General features: G+C 69.6%; 14 protein-coding genes. 7 read left to right on the top strand and 7 right to left on the bottom strand.

Annotation, left to right across the window (positions count from 1 at the left end):
- Window positions 1-52 precede the first annotated feature (52 nt).
- Both JK358_RS36670 and JK358_RS36665 read right to left on the bottom strand, forming a co-directional pair.
- Window positions 53-496: a hypothetical protein gene (locus JK358_RS36670; protein WP_201957915.1), complete on the bottom strand. Its 444-nt coding sequence runs from the start codon at window positions 494-496 to the stop codon at window positions 53-55.
- Between the two features lie 183 nt (window positions 497-679).
- Window positions 680-1,726 carry an alpha/beta hydrolase gene (locus JK358_RS36665; protein ID WP_201957908.1) on the bottom strand — a complete coding sequence of 349 codons (1,047 nt, stop codon included), beginning with the start codon at window positions 1,724-1,726 and terminating at the stop codon, window positions 680-682.
- A 546-nt stretch (window positions 1,727-2,272) separates the two neighbouring features.
- On the opposite strand from JK358_RS36665, the gene JK358_RS36660 reads away from it, so the two are divergent.
- Window positions 2,273-3,595 carry a hypothetical protein gene (locus JK358_RS36660; protein ID WP_201957906.1) on the top strand — a complete coding sequence of 441 codons (1,323 nt, stop codon included), beginning with the start codon at window positions 2,273-2,275 and terminating at the stop codon, window positions 3,593-3,595.
- A gap of 251 nt (window positions 3,596-3,846) precedes the next feature.
- Window positions 3,847-6,468, top strand: a complete 2,622-nt coding sequence (locus JK358_RS36655; RefSeq protein ID WP_201957904.1) for an AAA family ATPase — start codon at window positions 3,847-3,849, stop codon at window positions 6,466-6,468.
- Window positions 6,469-6,529: 61 nt separating this feature from the next.
- Here JK358_RS36655 and JK358_RS36650 read toward each other — a convergent pair whose 3' ends face one another.
- Entirely contained in the window at window positions 6,530-9,211 is a 2,682-nt protein-coding gene (locus JK358_RS36650; protein WP_201957902.1) for a helix-turn-helix transcriptional regulator, read from the bottom strand.
- A gap of 242 nt (window positions 9,212-9,453) precedes the next feature.
- Between JK358_RS36650 and JK358_RS36645 the strand changes: the two genes are divergently transcribed.
- The 5 genes from JK358_RS36645 to JK358_RS36625 all read left to right on the top strand — a co-directional run bounded on the left by JK358_RS36645 (window position 9,454) and on the right by JK358_RS36625 (window position 16,922).
- Window positions 9,454-10,479, top strand: coding sequence for a zinc-binding dehydrogenase (locus tag JK358_RS36645; protein WP_232852532.1), 1,026 nt, complete (start codon window positions 9,454-9,456; stop codon window positions 10,477-10,479).
- 48 nt (window positions 10,480-10,527) lie between these two features.
- A complete protein-coding gene (locus tag JK358_RS36640; protein ID WP_201957900.1) occupies window positions 10,528-11,859 on the top strand; it encodes a hypothetical protein in 1,332 nt (443 codons plus the stop codon).
- A gap of 201 nt (window positions 11,860-12,060) precedes the next feature.
- Window positions 12,061-14,715: a helix-turn-helix transcriptional regulator gene (locus JK358_RS36635; RefSeq protein ID WP_201957892.1), complete on the top strand. Its 2,655-nt coding sequence runs from the start codon at window positions 12,061-12,063 to the stop codon at window positions 14,713-14,715.
- 269 nt (window positions 14,716-14,984) lie between these two features.
- Window positions 14,985-15,704 (top strand): SDR family oxidoreductase, encoded by a 720-nt coding sequence (locus JK358_RS36630; protein ID WP_201957884.1) that lies wholly within the window; start codon window positions 14,985-14,987, stop codon window positions 15,702-15,704.
- Window positions 15,705-16,160: 456 nt separating this feature from the next.
- On the top strand, window positions 16,161-16,922 hold the full coding sequence (locus tag JK358_RS36625) for an SDR family NAD(P)-dependent oxidoreductase (protein ID WP_201957882.1): 762 nt from the start codon (window positions 16,161-16,163) through the stop codon (window positions 16,920-16,922).
- A gap of 111 nt (window positions 16,923-17,033) precedes the next feature.
- Here JK358_RS36625 and JK358_RS36620 read toward each other — a convergent pair whose 3' ends face one another.
- From JK358_RS36620 to JK358_RS36605, 4 genes are all read right to left on the bottom strand, one after another.
- Window positions 17,034-18,032, bottom strand: a complete 999-nt coding sequence (locus tag JK358_RS36620; protein WP_201957880.1) for an amidohydrolase family protein — start codon at window positions 18,030-18,032, stop codon at window positions 17,034-17,036.
- Window positions 18,033-18,052: 20 nt separating this feature from the next.
- Window positions 18,053-19,585, bottom strand: coding sequence for an aldehyde dehydrogenase family protein (locus tag JK358_RS36615; protein WP_201957878.1), 1,533 nt, complete (start codon window positions 19,583-19,585; stop codon window positions 18,053-18,055).
- Window positions 19,586-19,619: 34 nt separating this feature from the next.
- On the bottom strand, window positions 19,620-20,267 hold the full coding sequence (locus JK358_RS36610) for an NADPH-dependent F420 reductase (RefSeq protein WP_201957877.1): 648 nt from the start codon (window positions 20,265-20,267) through the stop codon (window positions 19,620-19,622).
- Between the two features lie 125 nt (window positions 20,268-20,392).
- Window positions 20,393-21,631, bottom strand: a complete 1,239-nt coding sequence (locus JK358_RS36605) for a lipase family protein (RefSeq protein WP_201957875.1) — start codon at window positions 21,629-21,631, stop codon at window positions 20,393-20,395.
- Window positions 21,632-21,683 lie beyond the last annotated feature (52 nt).

The raw sequence follows: 21,683 nt of genomic DNA, 5'->3' as shown, positions 1-21,683 counted from the left end.
GGCGGGCACCATCGATGGTGCCCGCCTCGCCGGCGTCAGCGGTGAGCGGTGTCTACCCGCTGCTGAGGGCTCCGAGGACAGTGCCGCCGGTGCCGCCGATCAAGCCGCCCAGGGTCGCGCCGACGGCAGCGCCGATCGGTGCGCCCACAATGCAGCCGACCAGAATGAACGGCAGCCCGATCGCGCAACCGATCGCGCCGCCGACGAGCGCGCCGCTCACCGCGCCCGCACCGCCCCCGGCCGAGCCGGTGCCGTAGGTGGCCAGCAGGCCGCCGATATCGGCGGCCTGTGCCACGGCTGGGCCCGGCGCGGGTGTCGTCGACGGGCCGGGATCCTCTGACGGGGCGGGCGTGGGATCGTCGACGTTCACCACGATCGGGGCAGGACCCTCGACCGCCGGTGCCGCGTTCGCGGGTGCGGCGATCACCCCCGCCGCCGGGATCGTCACCAGTGCCGCCGTCACTCCGGCCACAATCGTCTTGCTGAACATACGCATGGAATTCTCCTTTTCATCGCTGCCGATGTCCGGAAAACAGGTCGCCCGCCACCTGAGAACCGCACCTGCCTCGAAAGACGCTAGGGGGCTGCACCTTTCCTCGAATAGGGCATCGAATCCGTAGCAGGTGCGTTCCCCGCGGATCGATTCGGGACCGCAATCACGTTCCACGGGCATACGCGCTCAAGCGGGCAGACCCAGACCCGCGGCCAGCACCGGCCACGAATTCTTCAGGGCGTCCTCCCAATATCCCCAGGAATGGGTTCCGGTCGGCTGGAAGTCGAAGGTGGCGGGAATGCCTAGCTGATCGAGGCGGTCGGCGAGATTGTGAGTGCACCAGTTGACCGCGGACTCGATACCGCCACCGAGGAAGAGCTGATCGGCGATGCTGCCCGCGTGCGGTGAGCCGGGGTAATCGTATTGCCCGGGCACGCCGGTGCCGCTGGACACGAACAGGTTGGTGCCGCGCAACTGGTCGGCGTGCACGTACGGGTCATTGTCGGCCCACATCGGATCGCCCTGCGGCCCATACATGTTGACGGTGTTGCCGCCGCCCCACGCCTCCACCGACAGGTTCACGAAGGTGTAGCCGACGGGGTCACTGATCTGCGCGCATCCGCTGTAGGCGGCCACCGAGCGGAACAGGCCGGGTGCGGCGATGGCCAGTTGCAGCACCGAGGTGCCCGAGGTGGACAGGCCCGCAATGGCGTTCGCGCCGTCGGTGCCGAGACCGGCGTCGATCAGCGGGGGCAGTTCCTCGGTGAAGAATGTCTTCCATTCGTTCACCCCGAGCACGGGATCCGGTGCCCGCCAATCGGTGTAGTAGCTGAAGCGGCCGCCGATCGGCAGGATCACGTTGACGTCCTTGTCGGACAGGTAGTTCAGGGCGTCGGTCTGCTGGGTCCACGACAGCTGGTCCTCACCGCCGCCGCCACCGTTGAGCAGGTACAGGGCCGGGCGGGGGCGGGAGGTGTCGGCCGGGCGCTGCACGTCGACTTCGATGTTCTTCTGCATGGCGGCCGAGAACACCTGCAGCCGCAGGGTCCGATCCCCGGTGACGGTGACACCCGTGACGGAGGAGCCGTCCGCGGAGGTCGGTGTGGCCAGCAGACGCGATGCCGCGATCACCGGGTCGGATGAATCGGCCGTGGCGGCGGCGGGCAGGCACATGCCGGCCGCGAGTACGGCCGTCACCGAACACGTCAGGGCAATAAGCGATTTCCGCGACATGGCGTCTCCTTTTCGATGCGGGCGGCCCGTATTCCAGTGATTTCCGAAATGGGTGCGCCCGCGAATTCCGTGGCTGGGGGAACGGTATGGAGATGTCCGCGCGGTCATATAGGTCATCGGATCCGTCGTCGTTTCCGAATCGGAACGACTGATGCGGTGACTGATTCGACACGGCCGCCGCGTACCTAACGTCGCTTCCGGTCGATCCACTCGGATCACCCGCCGCAAGGCGTTACTTCTCGGAAAGGAAGTAATTCAGTGAGCGGATTCCCATTTTTCAATCCCCTGTCCTTCCTCGGCAGCGGGGGCAGCTCGGGCAGCTCCGGTGGCGGCTCGGGCTCGGCGACGCCCGGCATCTTCCTGCACTTCCCGGGTAGCGCGTAATCCCTCGGTGCGCGGAAACCGAGCACAACTGAATTGACAACCCCATCAACCCATTCGCCCGTGGGTGGCTCCGGCGGCACGGATCACATCCGGCCGCCGGAGCTCTTTCCGAAAGGGATTCGAGCAGTGAACGAATCGACAGCAGTGAATGAACCGACGATCGTGACCACATCCGCCGAGTTGATGTCCGCGCTCGCGGCGGGACGGTTGGACATTCGAATCACCGGCACCGTCCGCAGTCTCGCGGCGGTGACGCTGCCGCCCGGCGTGCGGTTGCGCGGTGGCGCGCTCGAAGGCGGCGGGCTGCGGCTCACCCGCGACAACACGGTCGCCGACATCCGTGTGACGGTCACCGAAAGCGGCACCGCGATCACCAACGACTGCGCCGAAACCGATCTGGGCATACTCACCCTGCACTCGGTGCGCACCATCGGCCGCGTGCTGCTGCGCGCCGACGGCGTGGTGCGCGCCGGGCACATCGACATCGACGACCTGCATGTGGAGACCGCGAATCCCGGTGGGCGAGCGGGGCATCCGGCGGGCAGCGGTGGCGCGCGCTATGGCGCCATCACCGTCGTCAACCGGCAGCGAGACCCTGCCGCGGCGCTCAGCGCACGCCTTCGCCGACTGCGGGTCGGCTCCAGCCGGGCACCGGTCCAGGGCTGCGGCGTGGTCGTCGGGGGCCGCCACGACGGCGATGGCGGCAAGCTGTGGGTGCAGGAGATGTCCATCGATGAGGCCCACATCGGCGGTGAGACCTCCGCCCCGCGCGGCTGGCTGGTGGAGGCGGCGGTGCTGGTGCAACCCGGCGGTCATGTGGGCGATCTCGTCATCGGCGGCTCGCTGGCCTGCTACGGACCGCATCAGGTCGGGTTGTACAACCGCGGTTCGATCACCAGATGCTTTGCCTTCCAATCGATCACCGCATCCGGCCGGGGCGGCGTCGGCGTGCGCAACCTGGGCCGGATCGGCACGCTGGCGGTGGTCGGGCCACTGATCACTTACGGCCGCGACGGACACGGGGTGGATCTGCGCGGCGGTGGAATCGCGACCGCCGCGTTCCGCAGCGTCACCACCTACGGCTGCGGTGCGGTCGGTGTACTCGTCGCGAATTCCGTTGGCCGCCTGCACATCGCCGAGGATGTGCGCACCTACGGTGATCTCGGCTCCGATGGCGGTGAGCCCGCGACCGGGCTGAGCATCCAGCGCGCGGGCCGGATCGGGACCCTCGATGTCACCGGGCGGATCATCAGCCACGGCGCCGACAGTCCGGCGCTCGAAGTCAGTGGCGCACTGGGCGCAACCCGGATCGCCGGGGGTGTCATGGCCTACGGACCGCGCGCGGACGGTATCCGGGTGCACGGTGTCCGGGTGCTGGATCTCGACGATGTCGTCGTCGGATCCGACAGTGGCCGCGCCCTGCGCCTGGTGCCGATTCCACGTCGCCCGCCCTGCGTTCCGCGGGCCGATCGACTGGCCGGATGACAGCTGCGACCGATTCCTGGGCGCAGACGCGGCCGGGACACAGCGCCCGGCCGCCACGGTCCGCCAGTCAGAACTTGGTCGGCAGGAACTTGAACGCGAACTCGAAGCCCCGGCCCTAACGCTGACCGAGCTCGATTCCGACGGATAGCCAGGAGCTCGTACCTCCTACCTATTCGATGACCGATGCGAGCCGTAAGAACCAGATCGACAGTGATGAGAAACGGTGCTGTGAACGATCTGGAGGGTTGCCCTTGACGTTGCTGGATGACGATGCCCTGGTTCTTTACGGCCGGGACGCCGAGATGGCCACGCTCGGGCGGCTGCTCGACGGCGCCCGGGTGGGGCGCGGTGCGGCCCTGGTTGTGCACGGCGCGCCCGGGTTGGGCAAGACTGCACTGCTCGGAGAGATCTCCAGGCGTGCAACCGATTTCAAGGTTCTGTCCGGTCACGGTGGCACGGATGAGGCGCAGGTGCCGTTCGCGGCGCTGCACGAGTTGCTGTGGCCGCTGGCCGGTCGCATTCCCGGCTTGCCCCACACGGCAGCGGCTGCGCTGCACGGGCTACTACGTCTCGGCCCGCCCGCCGGTGATCGATTGGCCCTGTCCACCGCGGTCCTGCTGCTGCTCACCGAGTTGGCGGCCGTGCAGCCGGTATTGGTGCTGATCGACGACGCCGACCGGCTCGATCGGGAGTCGGCCGCCTGCCTGGCGGCCGTGGGGCGTCGCAGCGGCGAGGCCGGAGTGGTCATGGTGTTCTCGACGCGCCGTGATCCCGCTACGTGCGGGCTCGGGGCGTTTCCGCGGCTGACGTTGCGGGAGCTGGAGGAGCACCAGGCGCGGGAACTGGCCGCCGACCGCCAGCCCGGGCTCACCGTGCCCGAACGACGACGCCTGCTGCGGATGGCACGAGGGAATCCGCTGGCGCTGACCGAATCGCTCACCGTGGATCAGCGATCGGGTGCGGGACCGTTCGCCGGTTCCGAGTGGTGGGGCGACCCGCATCCGGCCGGGCCCGCCCTGCGGACCGCCTATGCCGCTGTCCTCGAAGGACTTTCGACGGGCGCACGCACTGTCCTGTTGCTGATCGCGGCTGCCGGGCACAGCGAGGTCGGCGTGGTGCGGTCCGCCGCGTTCGCCTCCGGAGTCACGGAGCCGGACTGGCGCGAGGCGCTCGAATCCGAGACGGTACTGCTCGCCGATGGTCGAATCCGGCTGCGCCACCCCATGAATCGTGCCGTGGTCTATCACAGCGCGCCGGCCGCCGCGCGCCGTGCCGCGCATGGCGCGCTGGCAGAGGCGATGACCGCGACCGGGGAGCGGGCCGGGCGGGGCCGCCAGCTCGCCGCCGCCACGCCCGGCCCCGACGAGGCACTCGCCATCGAACTAACCAGCGCCGCAGCGGATCTCGTTCGCGACGACCATCGTCTGGTCGCCGCCGACCTGTTGTACCGCGCCGCGCTGTTGTCCCCGGATGCGGGCAGGGCCGCCGGACGGCTGGCCCGTGCCGCCCGTGCCGCCTTCGCCGGCGGCGACATCGAAGCCGCCCGGGAGCTGCTCGACCGCGCCGAGCGCGGCGGCGGCCGGGAATTGGCGGCCCGCGCGAGCGACGGCCTTTCCGGGCTGCTCGCATTGGGTCGCGGCGATCTCGACGGTGTACATGAGGACCTCGGTCGAGACCTGGTTGTGGTCGACGCCGACGCGGAGGCGGAACTGCGGTTCACCGCGGACCGCGCAGGCTGGGTCGCGGGGCGCACCTGGGATCCCGGCGCTGCCTTCACCGTCGGCGAGGTCGAGCCCTGGCGGCTGCCGCCATGGCCGCTCGCCGTTGCGACCAGCCGGGCGGCACCGGCGCTGGACAGCTATCGCGCGGCCGCCCGCGCGGCGCGCGAGCGCGGCGAACAGGCTTGGGAGGCACTGATGCTCGCCCAGTCCGCAGGGGTGCGGCTGGCGCTCGGGCAGTGGGCGGACGCCACGGCCGACGCCCGGGCGGCGCTGGAACTCGCGGAGCCGAACGGCTACACCAATTCCGCCGTGCAGAGCCTGAACACGCTCGCCCTGCACGCCGCGCTCACCGGCGCCGCCGAGACCGCCGAGCAGCTGTGCGAACGCGCACAGGAGCTGTCGGGCACACTGCGCACGCCGATCCTCGCCGCCGGGACCTGGACGGCACTGGGCGTGGCCGCACTCTCCGCCGGAGAACCCGAACTCGCGCTGACCAGGCTGTCACGGCTCATCGACCCGGAACACGAAGCCGGGCATCCGACCTTCGCGGCCCTGGCCGCCCTGGAGGCGATCGAGGCGGCCGTCCGCCTCGGCCGCCCGGATACGGCGACGGATTTCCTGACCGTGCTGCGGGATTGGGCCGCCGATACCGATGCATCGTGGGCCATCGCGGCCGCCGCCTGCGGTCGCGCCCTGCTCAGCGACGACTCGGTCGCCGAACGACATTTCCGTGCGGCGCTGACCGCCTCGGGGCACAGTGAGCGGCCGTTCCAGCACGCCAGAATCCAACTGCTCTACGGTGAATGGCTGCGCCGCACCCGCCGCCGCAGCGTCGCCCGCGAACAGCTCGAACCCGCCGCCGCCACCTTCGAACGCCTCGGCGCGCACCCCTGGGCTCGACGCGCCCGCCAGGAATGCGATCTCGTCGACGCTCGTTCCACATTGCGGCTGGGCGCCGAGCACGAGGAGCTGCTGACCCCGCAGGAGGCGCGCGTGGCGCGGCTGGCGACCACCGGCGCCACCAATCGTGAGATCGCGGCACGCCTGAGCATCAGCCATCGGACCGTCGGCCACCACCTGTCCCGGGTGTTCGCCAAGCTCGGGGTCCGCTGCCGCGCGGAGCTGGCGGGATCGGGCCACCTGCGGGACTGATCGATAACGAGAAGTGCCTTCCGGCAATGGATTCGAGTGCACGAGCCGTCTCGGCGCACGATCAGGGCAGGATCGTGGGGCCCTGTTCGAAGTCCATTCCCGCCAGTTCGTCGCGGCTGGTGATGCCGAGTTTCGGGAAGACGTGGGACAGATGGTGTCCTACCGTGCGGGGACTGATGAACAGCTGGGCGGCGATGTCGCGGTTGGTCAGGCCCTTCGCCGCCAGGCGCGCCACCCGCAGCTCCTGCGGGGTGAGCAGGGTGCGCGAGGATCCCGTCGGGTTCGGGTCGAGGGCTTCCCCGGCCAGGGCGGATTCCTGACGTGCCCGCGCCGCCCACGGCGCGGCTTGCAACCGGTCGAAAACCCGCAGGGCGGAGGCGAGTTGAGCGCGGGCATCGGTGCGCCGCCGAGCTCGGCGCAGCCATTCGCCGTAGAGCAGCTGGGTACGGGCCTGCTGGAAGGGCCGGTCGGCGGCCTCGGGCACCGTGAGCGCCGCCCGGAAGTGGTCCTCGGCCGCCCGTCCGTCGGCGGCGAGCGCGCCCGCGAGTTCCGTCGCCGAGATCGCCCAGCTCGCACCGGTGCGCTCGGCCCAGGCGGCGAGGGTGACGGTGTGGGCGGCGGCTTCGGCCGTACGGCCCAGGCGGATCGCCGCCTCGATGGCGTCCGGCGCGGCCAGCGCGGCCAGGGTCGGATGGTGGGCCTCGTGCTCGGGATCCAGGATCGGCGCGAGGAAACCCCAGGCGGAGTCGACATCGCCGGAGCCCAGCGCATCCAGCCCCAGATTCCAGTAGCCGGCGGCGTTGAGCGCGGCAACGCGCCGCGGACGGCTCAGGGCCAGTGCGCGTTCGGTGGCGGCGACCGCGTCGGTGTGCTCACCGCGCACCGCGGCCAGCCACCCGACCGTGAGCAGCGCGCGGGCGATCGGATTCTGCTGGCCCTGCTGCTCCGCGAGATACAGAGCGCTGGCGGCGTTCTCGGCGGCATCGTCCCAGCGGCCCAGGGCCATCTCCAAGGTGGCGAGGGAGTTGAGGGTGGTCAGCAGTCCGGTCATGTTCCCGGAGATCCGGGCGTCGCGGGAGACGTGCTGGAACAGCTCCCACGTCGGTTCGGCCTTCCCGATCGCGACCGCTTGAATCGCGGGCGGCAACCGCCACCAACCGATCAGATCCTCGCCCGCCGCCAGCGCCTCGAGCACCATGGCGTCGTGGTCGGTCGTCGAATCGCCCAGTCCCGCCGACCATGCCGCGCGCCGGGCGAGGTGACGTAGTTCCGGCTCGAGGTAGCGCCCGGCGACCGCGGCGTCACGTTCGAACAGCTCCAGCGCGCGCACGGGATCGCCGTGCCCCAGCTCCATCATTCCTTCCAGACCGCCGCTGAATCGCACCGCCGTCCGGTGCCCCGCGGCGGCCTCGGCGTCGCGCAGTATGGCGCGCGCGGAATCCACTCGGCCGGTGTTCCATTCGTTGCGCGCCGCCAGCGCCAGCCGTCGACCGGCCGCCTTGGAATCCGGGGAAAGTTCGGCGGCACGCAGCAGCGCCCGCACCGAGGATTGGCGGGCGCCACGCATCCAGGCCCGAGCCGCGGTGTCCTGGAGGGCGGCGGCCACCTGTTCGTCGGGAGTGTCGGTGGCGTACGCCGCATGCCAAGCTCGCCGGTCGGGATCCAGCCCGCTCGCGGGGGTCGCCAGCGCCCGGTGCACGGCTCGGCGTTCGGCGGCCGTGGCTCGGTCGTACACCGCCGCGCGAATCAGCGGGTGCCGCATGGAGATCCGGCCGTGTGCGAGGTGCAGCAGACCCGTCAGCCGGGCCTGCTGCCAGGCGTCGTCGTCGAGCCCCAGCTCCTGCCCGGCGGACCGCACCGACTCGATCTCGGCGCCGTCGCCGGCCGCCACGATCAACAGCGCCGTCTGCACGGGCACCGGCAGCGCGGCTACTCGCGCATCGAACGCCCGTCGCAGCCGCGGGCCCACCTCCACCGGTTCGTCCGGATCCAGTTGGCTCGCCGCCGCCTCGGCGAAACCGCTGGACAGGGTCGCGGCCTCCACGGACCACGGCGGCATGGCATCCGGAAGTTCTTGCAGTGCAAGAGGATTACCATCGGCAAGCGTCAATACCCGATCGATCTGCGCGTCCGGCATCGCCGGATGCTGCCCGACCACCAGTCGCCGGGCGTCCACCGGGTCCAGGCCCTGCACATGCAGCACGGGCAACCCATCGCAACTGGTCCCCTCGGGTCGCTCGTGCGCGGTGAACAACACCAGGATCGACTCGTCCGATACCCGCCGCGTGAGGAAGGACAGGCAACTCGTCGACGCCGCGTCCAGCCACTGGGTGTCGTCGGCGAGCACGAGTACCGGTCGCTCCTCGGCCAGTTCCGACAGCAGCGTCAATACCGCCACTCCGACCAGGAACGGATCGTGGGCCCGGTCGGACAGACCCAGCGCACCGCGCAGGGCTTCCGCCTGCGGAGTGGGCAGCCCGTCGATGCGATCGACGATGGGCCACAGCAATTCGTGCAATGCGGAGAAGGCCAGAATCGACTCGGCGCGGGTGCCGCGGCACCGCAGGATCTGAAACCCGGTGGCGTGCTCGGCCGCGTAGCCGAGCAGTGCGGTCTTGCCGATTCCGGGGTCTCCCCACAGCACGATCGCCCCGCCCTGCCCCGCGCGCGCCGCATCCATCGCTCGCTCGAGCGCTGCCTGCTCGGCGTCGCGCCCCAGCAATGTGTCATCGATGCCCGGCAACTGCCGCTCCCGTCGTCGTCGCCGCGGCCTCCCGTGGATGGCTGCGGCGGGGATCATGCCTGGTCAGTGGGGTGTCGTGCGCCCCAGGATAGCGGGATGACGCAAGTTTGCCAGGCACTTGCGGTTATGCCACTACCTATTCGGCTACCGATGTCGTCGCCGACAGCTCGACCTATTTTCGGAGCCATCAGAGCGGACGTCGCAGCTGGCGGCGATTCGCCCGACGGAAGGTTGTGGGAGTGATGAAGGCCAGTCTGCTGACGCCGCCGGTGACTCATCGGTTGCCAGCGACCATGAGCGTGGCGATCCAGGCCGACGCCGACGAGACCGGCGGTGAGTCCGGGGACCGGCGCGAATCGATGGTGCGCGAGGTGCCCGTGCCGACCCCCGGACGCGGGGAGGTACTGATCAGAGTGCACGCCTTCGGGCTGAGCCGCGTCGGCCTGCTCGGCGAGCCGGGCCGCGACTCCGAATCGCCACGGGTTCCCGGCGTCGAGGCGGTCGGCGTGGTGGTGGCCTGCCCAGACCGGGAGTTGTGGGTCGGTGCACAGGTGGCCGTGCTGCTCGACGACAACCAGGGCGGCGCGTACGCGGAATACTTGTGTGTGCCTGCGGCTCAGGCGATCTCGTTCGTCAGCGGGCTGTCCTGGGCGGTGCTCGCGACCGTGCCCGGAATGCTGCTGACCGCGTACGGCTCGCTGACCGTCGGCCTGGACGCCCGGGACGGGCAGACCCTGCTCATTCGGGGTGGATGGTCGGCCGAGGGGCTGGCGACGGCCGTGCTGGCCTGCCGTCAGGGCATGACCGTGCTGGCCACCACCCGAAATCCCGCCGATACCGCGGCATTGCGGGCGGCGGGCGTGCGGCATGTGCTCGCCGACGGCGACTCCGTGGCCGGGGCGGTGCGTGACATCGTGCCCGGCGGCGTGCACGCGGCGCTCGAACTGAGCGGCGCGGCCACCCTGCGGGACACTCTGCACGCCACCAGGATTCACGGTGTCGTCTGCTGTGCCGGCATGCTGCCCGACCAGGCGCGGCTGCCCGGGTTCACACCGGTCGACGACCTGCCTCGCGGTGTGCGGTTGACCGGTTATCGTGCCCGCTCCACCGACCTGCCGCCCGTCGTGCTGCAGGAGTTCCTCGACGCCATCGCATCCGGGGCGATCACCGCGCAGCCGGACCGCGTGTTCCTGCTCGACGAGATCGCCGAAGCACGCGAGTACCTGCAATCCGGCCGAGCCGCGAGCCGGGCCGTCGTCATCGTCTGAGCCCCCGAGATCGATCTCATCCGGGGACGACCACACGAAGGAGTAGCCATGCCCGAGGACTGCACTACCGTCGACACCGCCGCCGAGCTGACCCGAGCGCTCGGTCGCGGCGTCCGCACCGTTCGCATCGTGGGCACCGTGAGCGGACTCGCCGGTCTGACCCTGCCACCCGGGGCGGCTCTCACCGGAGGCGTACTCGAATTCGACTCCGGGGGAATCACTCTCACTCGGGACAACGAGCTGCGTGATATCACCGTGCACGCCCCCGTCGCCGACGTCGCGATCGGAAACGATCACACCGTGGCAGATTTCGGGGTGCTCGTGCTGCACAACGTGATCACCCGCGGTCAGGTGCTGCTGGAGGCTGCCGACGCGGTGCGCGGAGGCCACGTCGATATCGACGGCCTCACGGTCGCCGCCGCCGACACCCGCGCGCGCCAGGTGTTGTCCAGCGGTTACGGCGTCCGGGCCCAGCAGGGCGCGATCACGGTGTGGAACCGGCAGGACGACCCGTCGATCGTGCTCACCGCCCGGCTGCGCGGCCTGGCGGCCGGAAGCGCGGCCGAACCGGTACGCGGCAGCGGAATCATGGTGGGCGCGTTGCGCAGCGACGGCGGAGGCGGCCGGATGCTGGTGTCCGCGCTCTCGACCGGCGAGATCTTCAGCGACGGCGGAATTGCCGTCGGCACACCGGATCTGATCAGCGGCGGGGTTTTCGTCCTGGGCGGTGCGCAGGTGGGGACGGTGGTCAATGCCGGCCCGGTCATCACCTACGGGGCCAATGACATGGTCCTCGACAACTGGGGCACGGTGCTGCGCTGGATCGCGCAGGAACCGGTGACCTCGTTCGGCGCCAGCGGTATCGGCTTCGTCAACTTCGGTGACATCGACGACCTCCAGGTACGCGCGCCGATCGTCACCCACGGAACGGGCGCGCGCGGTTTCAACCTCTATGCAGGCAGTGTGGGCGAGGCTCGATTCGCCGATATCACCACCTACGGTGACGGCGCGGTCGGGTTTCAGGTGACCCGCAAGATGGGGCGGCTGTCCATATCCGGCGATCTGCGCACCCATGGCGGCCGGGCCCTGAGCCTGGTGGAGGGGGCGCAAACCGAGCTCGAGGCGGTGGCGCTGAGCATCAAGCCCGGCGGCGGCATCGACGCCGTCGACATCGGCGGCGAACTGACCAGCGAGGGCGTGGGCATCGCCGCCGTCGAGATCGCGGGGGCTCTGGGTCGGCTGCAGGTGGCGGGCGGCATCAGTGCGCTCGGTGCGGGCGCCGATGCCGTGCACGTCCTGCCCGGTGAGCGCTTCGACCTGGGCGACACCGAGGTGCACGCCCGGCATGGAAAACCCTTGTCCTACACGGCGATCGGCTGACCCCGCACGGTCGCCCCACACACGTGCCGCCCTGTCCGTACGCTGCGCCGCTCCTGAGCGGGAGGCGACCGGCGACCGGGGCGACGCGCCCGCCGGCGTCTGCCGCCCCGCCGATTCCGTGGTCGGCGTCGGGGCGGGTGCGGCAGACGCCGCGGTGAACTCGATATAAGCGGTGAACTCGGGGAATGCGAGGATGAGAGCATGGCTGCTGCTCCGGTCGTCACCACGCCGGAACCCGCGGGCGCGGGCGCGCGATTGTTCGGCCGCGACGCCGAACTCGCCGAGCTGGACCGGCTGCGTGAGGCTGCCCGGCACGGGGCGGGTTCGGGTCTGGTGCTCTTCGGCGATCCGGGAATCGGGAAGTCGGCACTGCTGGAGCAGGCACAGGCGCGGGCGTCCGGATTCCGGGTGCTGTCCTGCCGTGGCACGCACAGCGAATCCGTGCTCGCCTTCGCGGGCCTGCACGCGCTGCTGTGCCCGATCACCGATCGCATCGAGGCGTTGCCCGGACCGCAGGCGCGCGCCTTGCACGGCGCGCTCGGGCTGGACTCGCCATCGCTCGCCGACCGCTTCCTGGTCGGCGTCGCACTGCTCACCTTGCTGTCGGATCTGGCCGCCGAACAACCGGTGCTGGTGATCGCCGACGACGCGCAGTGGCTGGACGCCCAATCGGCGCACTGCCTGTATTTCGTCGCCCGCCGCTGTGCCGACGAATCCCTGCTGATGTTGTTCACCGCGCACGCCGATCCGGCGGGCGGACTCGCCGACCAGTTGCCCGCCCTGCACGTGCGCGGCCTCGACGACGACAGCGCGAGAATGCTGCTGCGACAGAGCAATCCCGGCATCAGTGCCCAGCGGATGGCCGACGTGTTGCGCCTGACACTCGGAAATCCGCTCGCGGTCCGGGAACTCGCGACCGCCGAGGACAGCGAGCTGGGCCCGTCGGCCCCGGGCCTGATTCAGGTCGGCCCGCGACTGCACCGGTCCATAGGCGCGCGCATCGCGGCCTTGGCCCCCGCCGCGCGGCTGCTGGTGCTCACCGTCGCGGCCGAGGAAAGCGGCGAAGCGTGGGTTATCCGGCGCGCGGCCGCCGATCTCGCGTTGCCGGACACGGCGTGGGACGAGGTACTGGACGCGGAGTTGATCCGGATGGCCCACGGCCGGATCATCATGCGCCACCCGATGATTCGCGCCGTCACCTATGAGCAGGCGACCGCGTCCGACCGGATCGCCGTGCACCGGGCACTGGCCGAGGTGCTGAGCGGCGCGGACGCCGACCGCTGGGCGTGGCATGTCGCCCGCGCCACCATCGGCCCCAGCGAGACCGTCGCGGCGCTGCTCGAGGAGCGCGCCGTCCTGGCCTGGGACCGAGGCGGCCCGCTGCCCGCCGCCAAGACGCTCGAGCAGGCGGCGATGCTGTCACCGGAGGACGAGGCGGCCGGACGCCGCCTGGCCGTGGCCGCCCGAGCCGCCTGGGAGGGCGGCGACGTGCCCGCCACCCGCGAATATCTCGCCGAGGCCACCGCCCGCACCGGCACCGCCGCGGTGGTGCGAGCCAGTGGCGGGCTGGCCGCGCGCATCGACTACGTCTTCGGCGATTCCGCGCAGGCGTCGGCCGGACTGCTGCGCGCCGCCGAGCTGACCGAACCCGCCACCGCCGACGAATTGCGTTATCTCGCAACGCGCGCAGCCTGGGAGAGCGGGGAACCGGGACTGGAGGAACTGCTGCTCGATCTGCCGCCCGCGCTGGAGACGGCGGCGTGGCGGGTGCCCTCGTCGACCATCGCGCTGGCGATGGGCCGCGCCGTATCGGTCGCCGAGGCGCAGCGGCGGGTGGTCTCGGTGTTGCGCGGGCGTGGCGATGTGGGCTGGTTGTCATCGATCCTGGCGCATTCGTCGGTGGTCGAGTTTGCCCGGGGCCAATGGGACGACGCGACCGCCGATGCCTCCGAGGCGCTGCGGCTCTCGCAGGACATGGGTGACATTCCGGCGTCTTCGGGGATAAGCCTGACCACCCTGGCCTGGTTGGCGGCCGCACGTGGCGACGAGGACGCCGCGGCCGCGCTGGGCGCGCGATCTCTCGGGTACGGGCAGGCCCGCAATTCCCGTATTCAGATCGCCCACGTGCATTGGCAGCTGGGCTTCAACGCGCTCAGCGCGGGCAAAGCCGATGCGGCACTGGGCTTTCTGAGTGCCCTCATCGATCCCGAGCAGTCGGTGCGCCACCCGGCCGTGGCGGCGCTGTCCGCCGCGGACGCGGTGGAGGCTGCGGTGCGTGCGGGGCGCGTCGAGGCCGCTCGCGCACACCTGGCGGTGCTCTCGCGGTGGGCGGCCCGGACCGCGGCACCGTGGGCGCTCGCCTCCGTCGCGGTGTCTCGGGCGCTGCTCGCCGAGGGCCCGGAGGCGGAGACACTGTTCCTGGACGCGCTCGCGGTGCCCGATGCCCCCGATCGGCCCTTCCCACACGCCCGGGTGCAACTGCTGTACGGGGAATGGCTGCGCCGGGCGCGCCGCCGCGCGGACGCGCGGGTGCAGTTGAACGCGGCCCGGGAGACCTTCCTGCGCCTCGGGGCGACGCCCTGGGAGCAGCGCGCCGACGGCGAACTGGCGCTGGCCGGGGATCGCCGCCGCGAGGCCGTCGGCCCGTCCGGCGACGAGCTGCTGACCGCACAGGAGCTGCGGATCGCGCGCCTGGCCGCCGACGGGCTCACCAATCGAGAGATCGCGGCTCAGTTGTTCATCAGCCCCCGCACCGTCGGACACCATCTGTCGCAGATCTTCCCCAAACTCGGACTGGCCTCGCGGGAAGATCTGGCCGCCATCGACTTCGAGCACGGCATGCGCCTCACCTGGTGACGGATTCGGCGACCTATATCTCCTGCGGCTTTCGCTCCTACCGTTCGTAGACGAACCGGTGCACCGGATCGGCCGTGCCGGGTCCGGCCGGTTCGTCACGACAATGAAGGAGAAGATCATGGCCCCGATCATCAATCTGGGTTCCGCCGCAATCAATCTCGCCGACACCATCTCCGGGATCGCCGCGAACGTCACCTATTTGCTGCAGGCATGGGGGATTCTGCCGCACTGAGCCGGCCTCGGCCCGCTCTCATCGAAAGGATGAATCCTTGTCTCTCGCAGGCGAACACGTCGCCGTACTCGGCGGCACCTCCGGCATCGGATTAGCGGTCGCCACCGCGGCCGCCGGCCTGGGCGCCGAGGTCACGGTGGTGTCCGGCAACCCCGACCGGGTCGAGCGCGCGGTAACCGCCACCTCGCACCGACTGCGGGGCGCGGTGGCGGACCTGACCGACGGGGCGCAAGTGCGCACCCTGTTCGAGGATCTGGGTGCGCTCGACCATCTGGCTTTCACCGCCGGCGACGCACTGCTGCAGGGCCGACTGGCGGACCTGGAGCCGGAGGCGATCCGAAAGTATTTCGAGCTGCGCTATTTCGGCCTGCTCACCGCGGTGCAGGCGGCCGCGCCGCGCTTCCGGTCGGCGGGCTCGCTCACCTTCGTCAGCGGTACCGTCGCCACGCGTCCGAGCCCCGGTACGGCGGTGCCCGCGAGCGTGGTCGGGGCGATCGAGGGACTGACCCGAGCGCTCGCGGTGGAACTGGCCCCATTGCGGGTCAACACGATCCAGCCCGGCATCGTGCGTTCGCCGCTGTGGGCGGGAATGACCGAGGCCGCGCGCGATCAGCTGTTCCGGGAGACCGCCGCCGCGAATCCGCTGCATCGGATCGCCGAGCCGTCCGATATCGCGCGCGGCTTCGTCTACTTCATGACGCAGCCGCACGCGACCGGCACGGTGCTGACGATCGACGGGGGCGGGTTGCTCACCTAGCCTGATTCGTGGTTTGCTCTGCACGTCCGATCAATACAGGGCGCACGAAAAATCTGCCGACGAAGGGTGTTTCGGGCAGCGCGTACCCACGGTGCGTGAATCCACTCATGGATCCGGTGCTGCTTCGTCTCGACACGAAGGCAGGAAACATGAGTTTGCGTGTCGTCATCATCGGTGCCGTCGGGGTCGGGTCGGCGGTGCGGCGCAGCCTGCTGCCGCACGCCCGTGTCGAGGACGCCGGGATGCGGCTGATCTACGGCAAGATCCCGCTGGACACCGCGCACCCGCTGCGCGAGCCGGCGCGCGAATTGATCGGCTCGGACCGGCATCCCGAGATCCACCGCATCCTCGGCCACTGGGACAGCACTGAGCCGGATGCGGTCGGCGGTGCACGATTCCGCGGCCGATCCGAGCCCCGCGGATCGGCCCTACCGTCTCCGGCAGGAGGTGATCGACATGCCGAATCGGCTCGACGGCAAGGTAGCCGTCATCACAGGTACCGGAAGTGGGATCGGGAAGGCGTCGGCGCTGCTGTTCGCCGCGGAGGGCGCGGCGGTCGTCGGGGCCGACACCCATGAAGCCCGCGGGGCGAGCGTGGCCGCGCAGGCGCGCGCGTTCGGCGGGCGCATGGAATCGCTGCAGCCGGTGGATCTTTCCCGTCCCGACGGGGCGCGACGGCTCACCGAGTTCGCGCTCGAGAAGTTCGGCCGGATCGATATTCTGTTCAACAACGCGGGTGTCGCCATCCCGGCCCCGGTGGGCGAGATGAGCTACGACTCGTTCGCCGCCGATATCCGCGGGGAGGTCGACATCGTCTTCCACCTCACCCGCGAGGTGTGGCCGCACTTCGTCGCCAATGGCGGTGGCGTCCTGCTGAATACGGCGTCGAGTCTGGCCCGCACCGGCGATCCGATATGGGGTGCGCTCGCACACTGTGCCGCCAAGGGGGCGGTGCTCGCCATGACTCGGCAATACGCGGTCGAGGGGGCCAAGGTGGGCATCCGCGCGAACACCGTCTCGCCCGGTCTGACCCGCACCGGGCAGACCGGCGGCCAGCTCGCGGCGGGCCTGTTCGACGACTATGTCGCGATGATCCCGATGGGCCGGGTCGGCGAGCCGGATGAGATCGCCACGGCGGCACTGTATCTGGTGTCCGACGAGGCCCGGTACGTGACAGGCGCCGACTACGCGGTCGACGGCGGACTGACAGCGGTGTAATCGCACGAACGGGGGCGGTAGGCTCGCCCGCCTACCGCCCCTGTTCGTATGTTCTCGATTCCGTGCGGAGCCGTCCGTTCGCCCGATCCGTCCGGCGGGAACCCGGTCGGCTCAGATCATTCCGAACAGCCGGGCCGCATTGCGATACCCGATGTCGTTGCGCACCGAACCGGGCAGATCGGCCTTGTCGAACCAGTCTGCGGCGTCGTCCATGCTCTCGTACGGGTAGTCGACGGAGAACATCACGCGATCCGCGCCGATCTCGTCGATGGCGTTGCGTAATGCCGGGGTGTGGAAATGACCGCTGGTGGTGAGGTAGAAGTTCGACCTGAAGTACTCGTCCACCGGGCGCTGGTGCGCCCCGAGGCCGCTGCCCTCACGCTGCATGTCCAGACGGTGACGCAGCCGGGGCAGCAACTGCGGCAGGCCTTCGCCGAGATGCCCGAGGATGATGGTCAGGTCCGGGTGCCGGTCGAACAGGCCGCTCATCATGAGACGCACTGCGTGGGTAGCGGTTTCGTGGGCGAATCCCCACGCCGAGCCGATCAGGCTTTCGTAGCCCTGATAGATGCGCCGCCCGCCACCGGGCAGCGGTTCCCGCGGATGCAGGTACACGGGGACGCCCAGCGTCGCTATCCGATCCCAGAAGACCAGTGTGCCTTCGTGATCGAGGTAGCGGGCGATCCGCTTGTCCCGGATCGTGGTGTACCCGTTGACGAGTATGCCTTTCATGCCCAGATCCCCGACGGCGCGTGCGGCCTCGTCGGCGGCGGCCCGCGGGTTCTGCAGGGCCACCGCCGCGAAGCCCGCGAACCGTTCCGGATGTTCGGCCAGGTAGAACTTGGCGATGAAATCATTGGTGTCCCTGGCCAATTCGACGGCGAGCTGTTCGTCCGCCACACCCTGCACCCCTGGCGAGGTGAGCGACACGATGGCGGTGCCGATACCGGCGCGATCCATATCGTCGAGCCGCTGCTCCACATCGAGCAGGCGCCGCTCCACATCGGCCATATAGGCGGGGCCGTTGCGCTCGGCCTCGCCCGTGGAATCCCACAGGCTGTCGTTCGACGGCGTCGAAAGATGTTCCTCGAGAGCGATCTTGCCTTCCATGCGTCCTCTCCGATCGGTCGTCACTGTGGCCGGTTGGACGGCGGCACCGGATGCACGAAATGCTTGAGCTCCATGAATTCCTCGAGCGCCCGGGTGCCGTTGAGCCGCCCGATTCCGCTCTGTTTGAACCCGCCCTCAGGGAACTGGTCGTTGACCACCGCCCAGGTATTGGTCCACACCGTGCCCGCGTCGAGTTGCCGGCCCACCCGCAGCGGGAGGTCGACATCGCGGGTCCACAGGCTCGCGGCCAGGCCGTATTCGGTGGCGTTGGCGCGGCGGACGGCATCGGTCTCGGAGTCGAAGATCTCGAAGGTGGCTACCGGTCCGAACACCTCCTGCTGCACGATCGGGGTGTCGAGATCTACTACCTCCACCAGACTCGGCCGGTAGTAGGCGCCGGCCGCCAGCTCCGGCTCGGCCGGGCGGCCACCGCGGACCACGATCTTCGCGTATTCCTTGGTGGCCGAGACGAATTCGTCGACCCGTTCGGCATTGGCGGCGTCGATCATGGGGCCGATCTCGCTGTCCGGGTCGTCGCCGGGGCCGATTCGCAGCGTGGTCAGCGCGGTGATCAGCCGACGGCGCAACTCGTCGGCGATGGGGCGTTGCGCGAGAATGCGACTGCCGGTCATACAGAACTGCCCATTGAAGGTCGTGATGGCCTTGACCAGAACCGGGACCGCGGCGTCGAGGTCCGCGTCGTCGAAGACGATCATCGGGGTCTTGCCGCCCAACTCCAAGGACATGGGCTTGAGCAACGGGGCCGCCGAGGCCATGATGGCCCGCCCGACCTTCGTGCTGCCGGTGTAGCTGATCACCGCCGTGTCCGGGTGCGAGATCATCAGCGGCGCACCGTCATTGCCGGATTCGGTGAACATGTTCATCACCCCGGGCGGCAGGCTCGGCGTGCCCGCGATGATCTCGTAGAACAGTCCGTTGGTCAGTGCGGTCTGCCCGGGCAGCTTCATCGCCACCGTACAGCCGGCCGCCAACGCGGGCGCGAACGAGCGGATCGCCAGCACCACCGGAGAGTTCCAGGGCGCGATCACCGCGGCCACCCCGATCGGCTGCCGCAGCGTCATCGAGTACATGCCTGGACCGACCTCGGCGGACTGGCCGTAGTCCGATAACGCCAGCGCGCCGTAATAGCGCAGCTTCGGGATCGACAGATCGATCTCGAAAGCCGCGTCCGCCAGTATCTTTCCGTTCTCGCGGGCCAGCAGCGTGATCAGTTCCTCGCGCGCCGCCTCGAGGCGATCGGCCATCTCGAACAGTGCGCGGGCGCGCAGTTGCCGATCATGAGCCCAGGCGGTGCCTGCGAAGGCCCGCCGCGCGGCCTCTATCGCGGCGGCGGCGGTCTCGGCATCGCCGTCGGCGTAGCTGCCCAGCACCGCGCCGTCGGCCGGCGCGGTGGAGGTGCCACGCCGGGGCGAGTCGACCCAGATGCCGTCGATGAAGTTCCGCGCGTGTGGCTTCTTGCGGTGATGTGCCGCACCGTTTTTCGATGTTCTGCCGGCGTCCGGTCGTTTGGCCGTAGCAGTTGCCTTCGCCATGTCTGGCTCCTTTCGGGGGTCGGGTGGACGGGGCTCAGAACGTGGTGGGCACGAACTTGAAGCCGAATTCGAAGCCCAGCCCGTAGCGCTGGCCGAGTTCGATGCCGAAGGCGGTCAACCGTTCCAGCAGTCGCGAATTCGCCAGCACGCCCGCGTCCAGTCCGCGCAGGCCCGTGCCGTCGAGCAGGTCCAGTACCGTTTTCCTGGCCGCCGTGTCGTCGCCGGCCACGAAGGTGTCCATCGGGAGGTCGTCGAGCACCCCCTCGGTCAGGACCGGGGCGGGGACGGTGTTGAACGCCTTGACGATTCGGCTGTCCGGCAGCGCCTTGGCCAGCTCTTCGGCCGCGCTGGTCGACGAGGGCAGGGTGAGCCCGGTGTAGGCCTCGTCCAGCGGATTGGCGATATCGATGACGATCTTGCCGCCGAGGCGCTGCCGGTGGGCATTGCCGATGTCGACGGTGCCCGGATACCAGACAGCCAGCACCACGATCTCGGCATCCAATGCGGTGTCCACATCGGTGGCGCGCACCACGCCTCGCACGCCCGCACCTACCTCGGCCGCCAGATCCCCTGCCTTGCCGGGGCTCTCGTCTCCGATCAGGACCGTATGACCCGCCGCGCCGAGCCGGGTCGCGATCGCCCGGCCCATATTGCCCGCGCCGATGATTCCGAATGTCGTCATGTCGAACCTCCGTGAACGAGGGGGGAATTACTGGGAGGGCACCGAACCTAGGCTCGGGTCACGGGAGTGACATCGGCTGCCGAATGGGTCGACGACTCCGCGCGCCGGACGGCGGGTCGATCGAACTAGGTCAGCGCGTCACAATTCGTCGGGGTCGGTGCACCGGCGAACGCGGTATTCATGAAATTCACCGCTTCGATGCCGAAAGGGGCCATGCCCGGAATGTGACCGAAGCCAGGGTATTCGGAGTACTGCACGCGATCGCCGCCCCGGCAGTATTTCGACGCAAGCGCCCGGACGTCGCCGGATATCGCGAGATCGTCGCCGTAGCCGTCGGTGTTGCCGACGCCGAGCAGCAGGGGCATTCGCGGAATCGACCCGCCCATCACCATGTCGTCGAACAGCTTCTGGAACAGCGGAATCTGCGTGTAGTCCTGATATTGCGGCAGCAGCAGCGCGGACAGGGTGGTCGGGTTCGGGAGGCCACCGTAGGTTTGGCAGAAGTCGGCGACGGTGTTCATCATCCGAATGCCCTCGGGTGACAGATAGGGCGTCAGGTCGACGTTCTCGGCATGCGCGAGCCCGAGCACCATGAGCGACACGGCATTGGCGAAGATCGGGCTCTTGATGATGTAGGGCATTTCGTTCCAGGAATTCACCGGCACCCCGCCCGCGGCGGCGGCGACGATGTTCAGTTCGGGAGCGTACTCCGCGGCCTGCTCCGCGGCGAATTCCGTCGGTATCGACGCACCGGAATAGCCGAGCAGGCCGACCGGAGTGCTCGCGGGGAGATTCAGGACCTGCTCGGCGGCGCGCACACCGTCGAGGGTGGCATCGCCGGATTCGCGGCCCGCCCCGAAATCGAATGTGGGGCCGAGATAATCGGAGATCACGAGCGTATACCCGGCGGCGAGCAATGAGGCGATGATCGGTGCCTCGATGATATTCGGTGAGGTGAGCATCCGGTGCGTCAGCAGATAGGACGCGTCGCACGGCCATCCGACCGAGTTGTAGATCAACTGATACGACACGAGTTTGACCGGTCCGCTCGCCTGCGGCGGCCGCACGATGGTCGTCACCGTCGCCGAGGGCTCGTCGCGCTCGTTCGTGGTCCGGTACAACGCCTGGGTTGCCTCCAGCGGAGCCGAGAAAGGTAGTGGCGCAAGGGATATCGAAGCCGGGCGGGTACGTAGCACCGTTCCCGGCGGTACGTCGGCCAAATTCCCGTCGTAATAGTAGAACTGGTCGTCCGGCATCGGTATCGGTGGTGTGGCGATACTGATGCCGCTGCCCGCCCCGATCACCACACCGGTGACGGCGGCGATTGCCACCAGCCGTTCGACGAGCACGCGTAACCGATCCATGTCCAGCCCTCCTGTGGGGACTTCGGATTTCATGAGTCCTGTGACGGTAGGG

It is taken from the genome of Nocardia acididurans (assembly GCF_016741815.1).
Taxonomy (GTDB): domain Bacteria; phylum Actinomycetota; class Actinomycetes; order Mycobacteriales; family Mycobacteriaceae; genus Nocardia; species Nocardia acididurans.
This window is presented reverse-complemented; position numbering and strand designations above follow the sequence as displayed.

Excerpts from the sequence above, each read along its gene's own strand:
- JK358_RS36665 (WP_201957908.1), bottom strand. The coding sequence starts at position 1,726 with ATGTCGCGGAAATCGCTTATTGCCCTGACGTGTTCGGTGACGGCCGTA.
- JK358_RS36625 (WP_201957882.1), top strand. The coding sequence starts at position 16,161 with ATGCCGAATCGGCTCGACGGCAAGGTAGCCGTCATCACAGGTACCGGA.
- JK358_RS36610 (WP_201957877.1), bottom strand. The coding sequence starts at position 20,267 with ATGACGACATTCGGAATCATCGGCGCGGGCAATATGGGCCGGGCGATC.
- JK358_RS36620 (WP_201957880.1), bottom strand. The coding sequence starts at position 18,032 with ATGGAAGGCAAGATCGCTCTCGAGGAACATCTTTCGACGCCGTCGAAC.
- JK358_RS36670 (WP_201957915.1), bottom strand. The coding sequence starts at position 496 with ATGCGTATGTTCAGCAAGACGATTGTGGCCGGAGTGACGGCGGCACTG.
- JK358_RS36605 (WP_201957875.1), bottom strand. The coding sequence starts at position 21,631 with ATGGATCGGTTACGCGTGCTCGTCGAACGGCTGGTGGCAATCGCCGCC.
- JK358_RS36615 (WP_201957878.1), bottom strand. The coding sequence starts at position 19,585 with ATGGCGAAGGCAACTGCTACGGCCAAACGACCGGACGCCGGCAGAACA.
- JK358_RS36645 (WP_232852532.1), top strand. The coding sequence starts at position 9,454 with ATGAAGGCCAGTCTGCTGACGCCGCCGGTGACTCATCGGTTGCCAGCG.
- JK358_RS36640 (WP_201957900.1), top strand. The coding sequence starts at position 10,528 with ATGCCCGAGGACTGCACTACCGTCGACACCGCCGCCGAGCTGACCCGA.
- JK358_RS36635 (WP_201957892.1), top strand. The coding sequence starts at position 12,061 with ATGGCTGCTGCTCCGGTCGTCACCACGCCGGAACCCGCGGGCGCGGGC.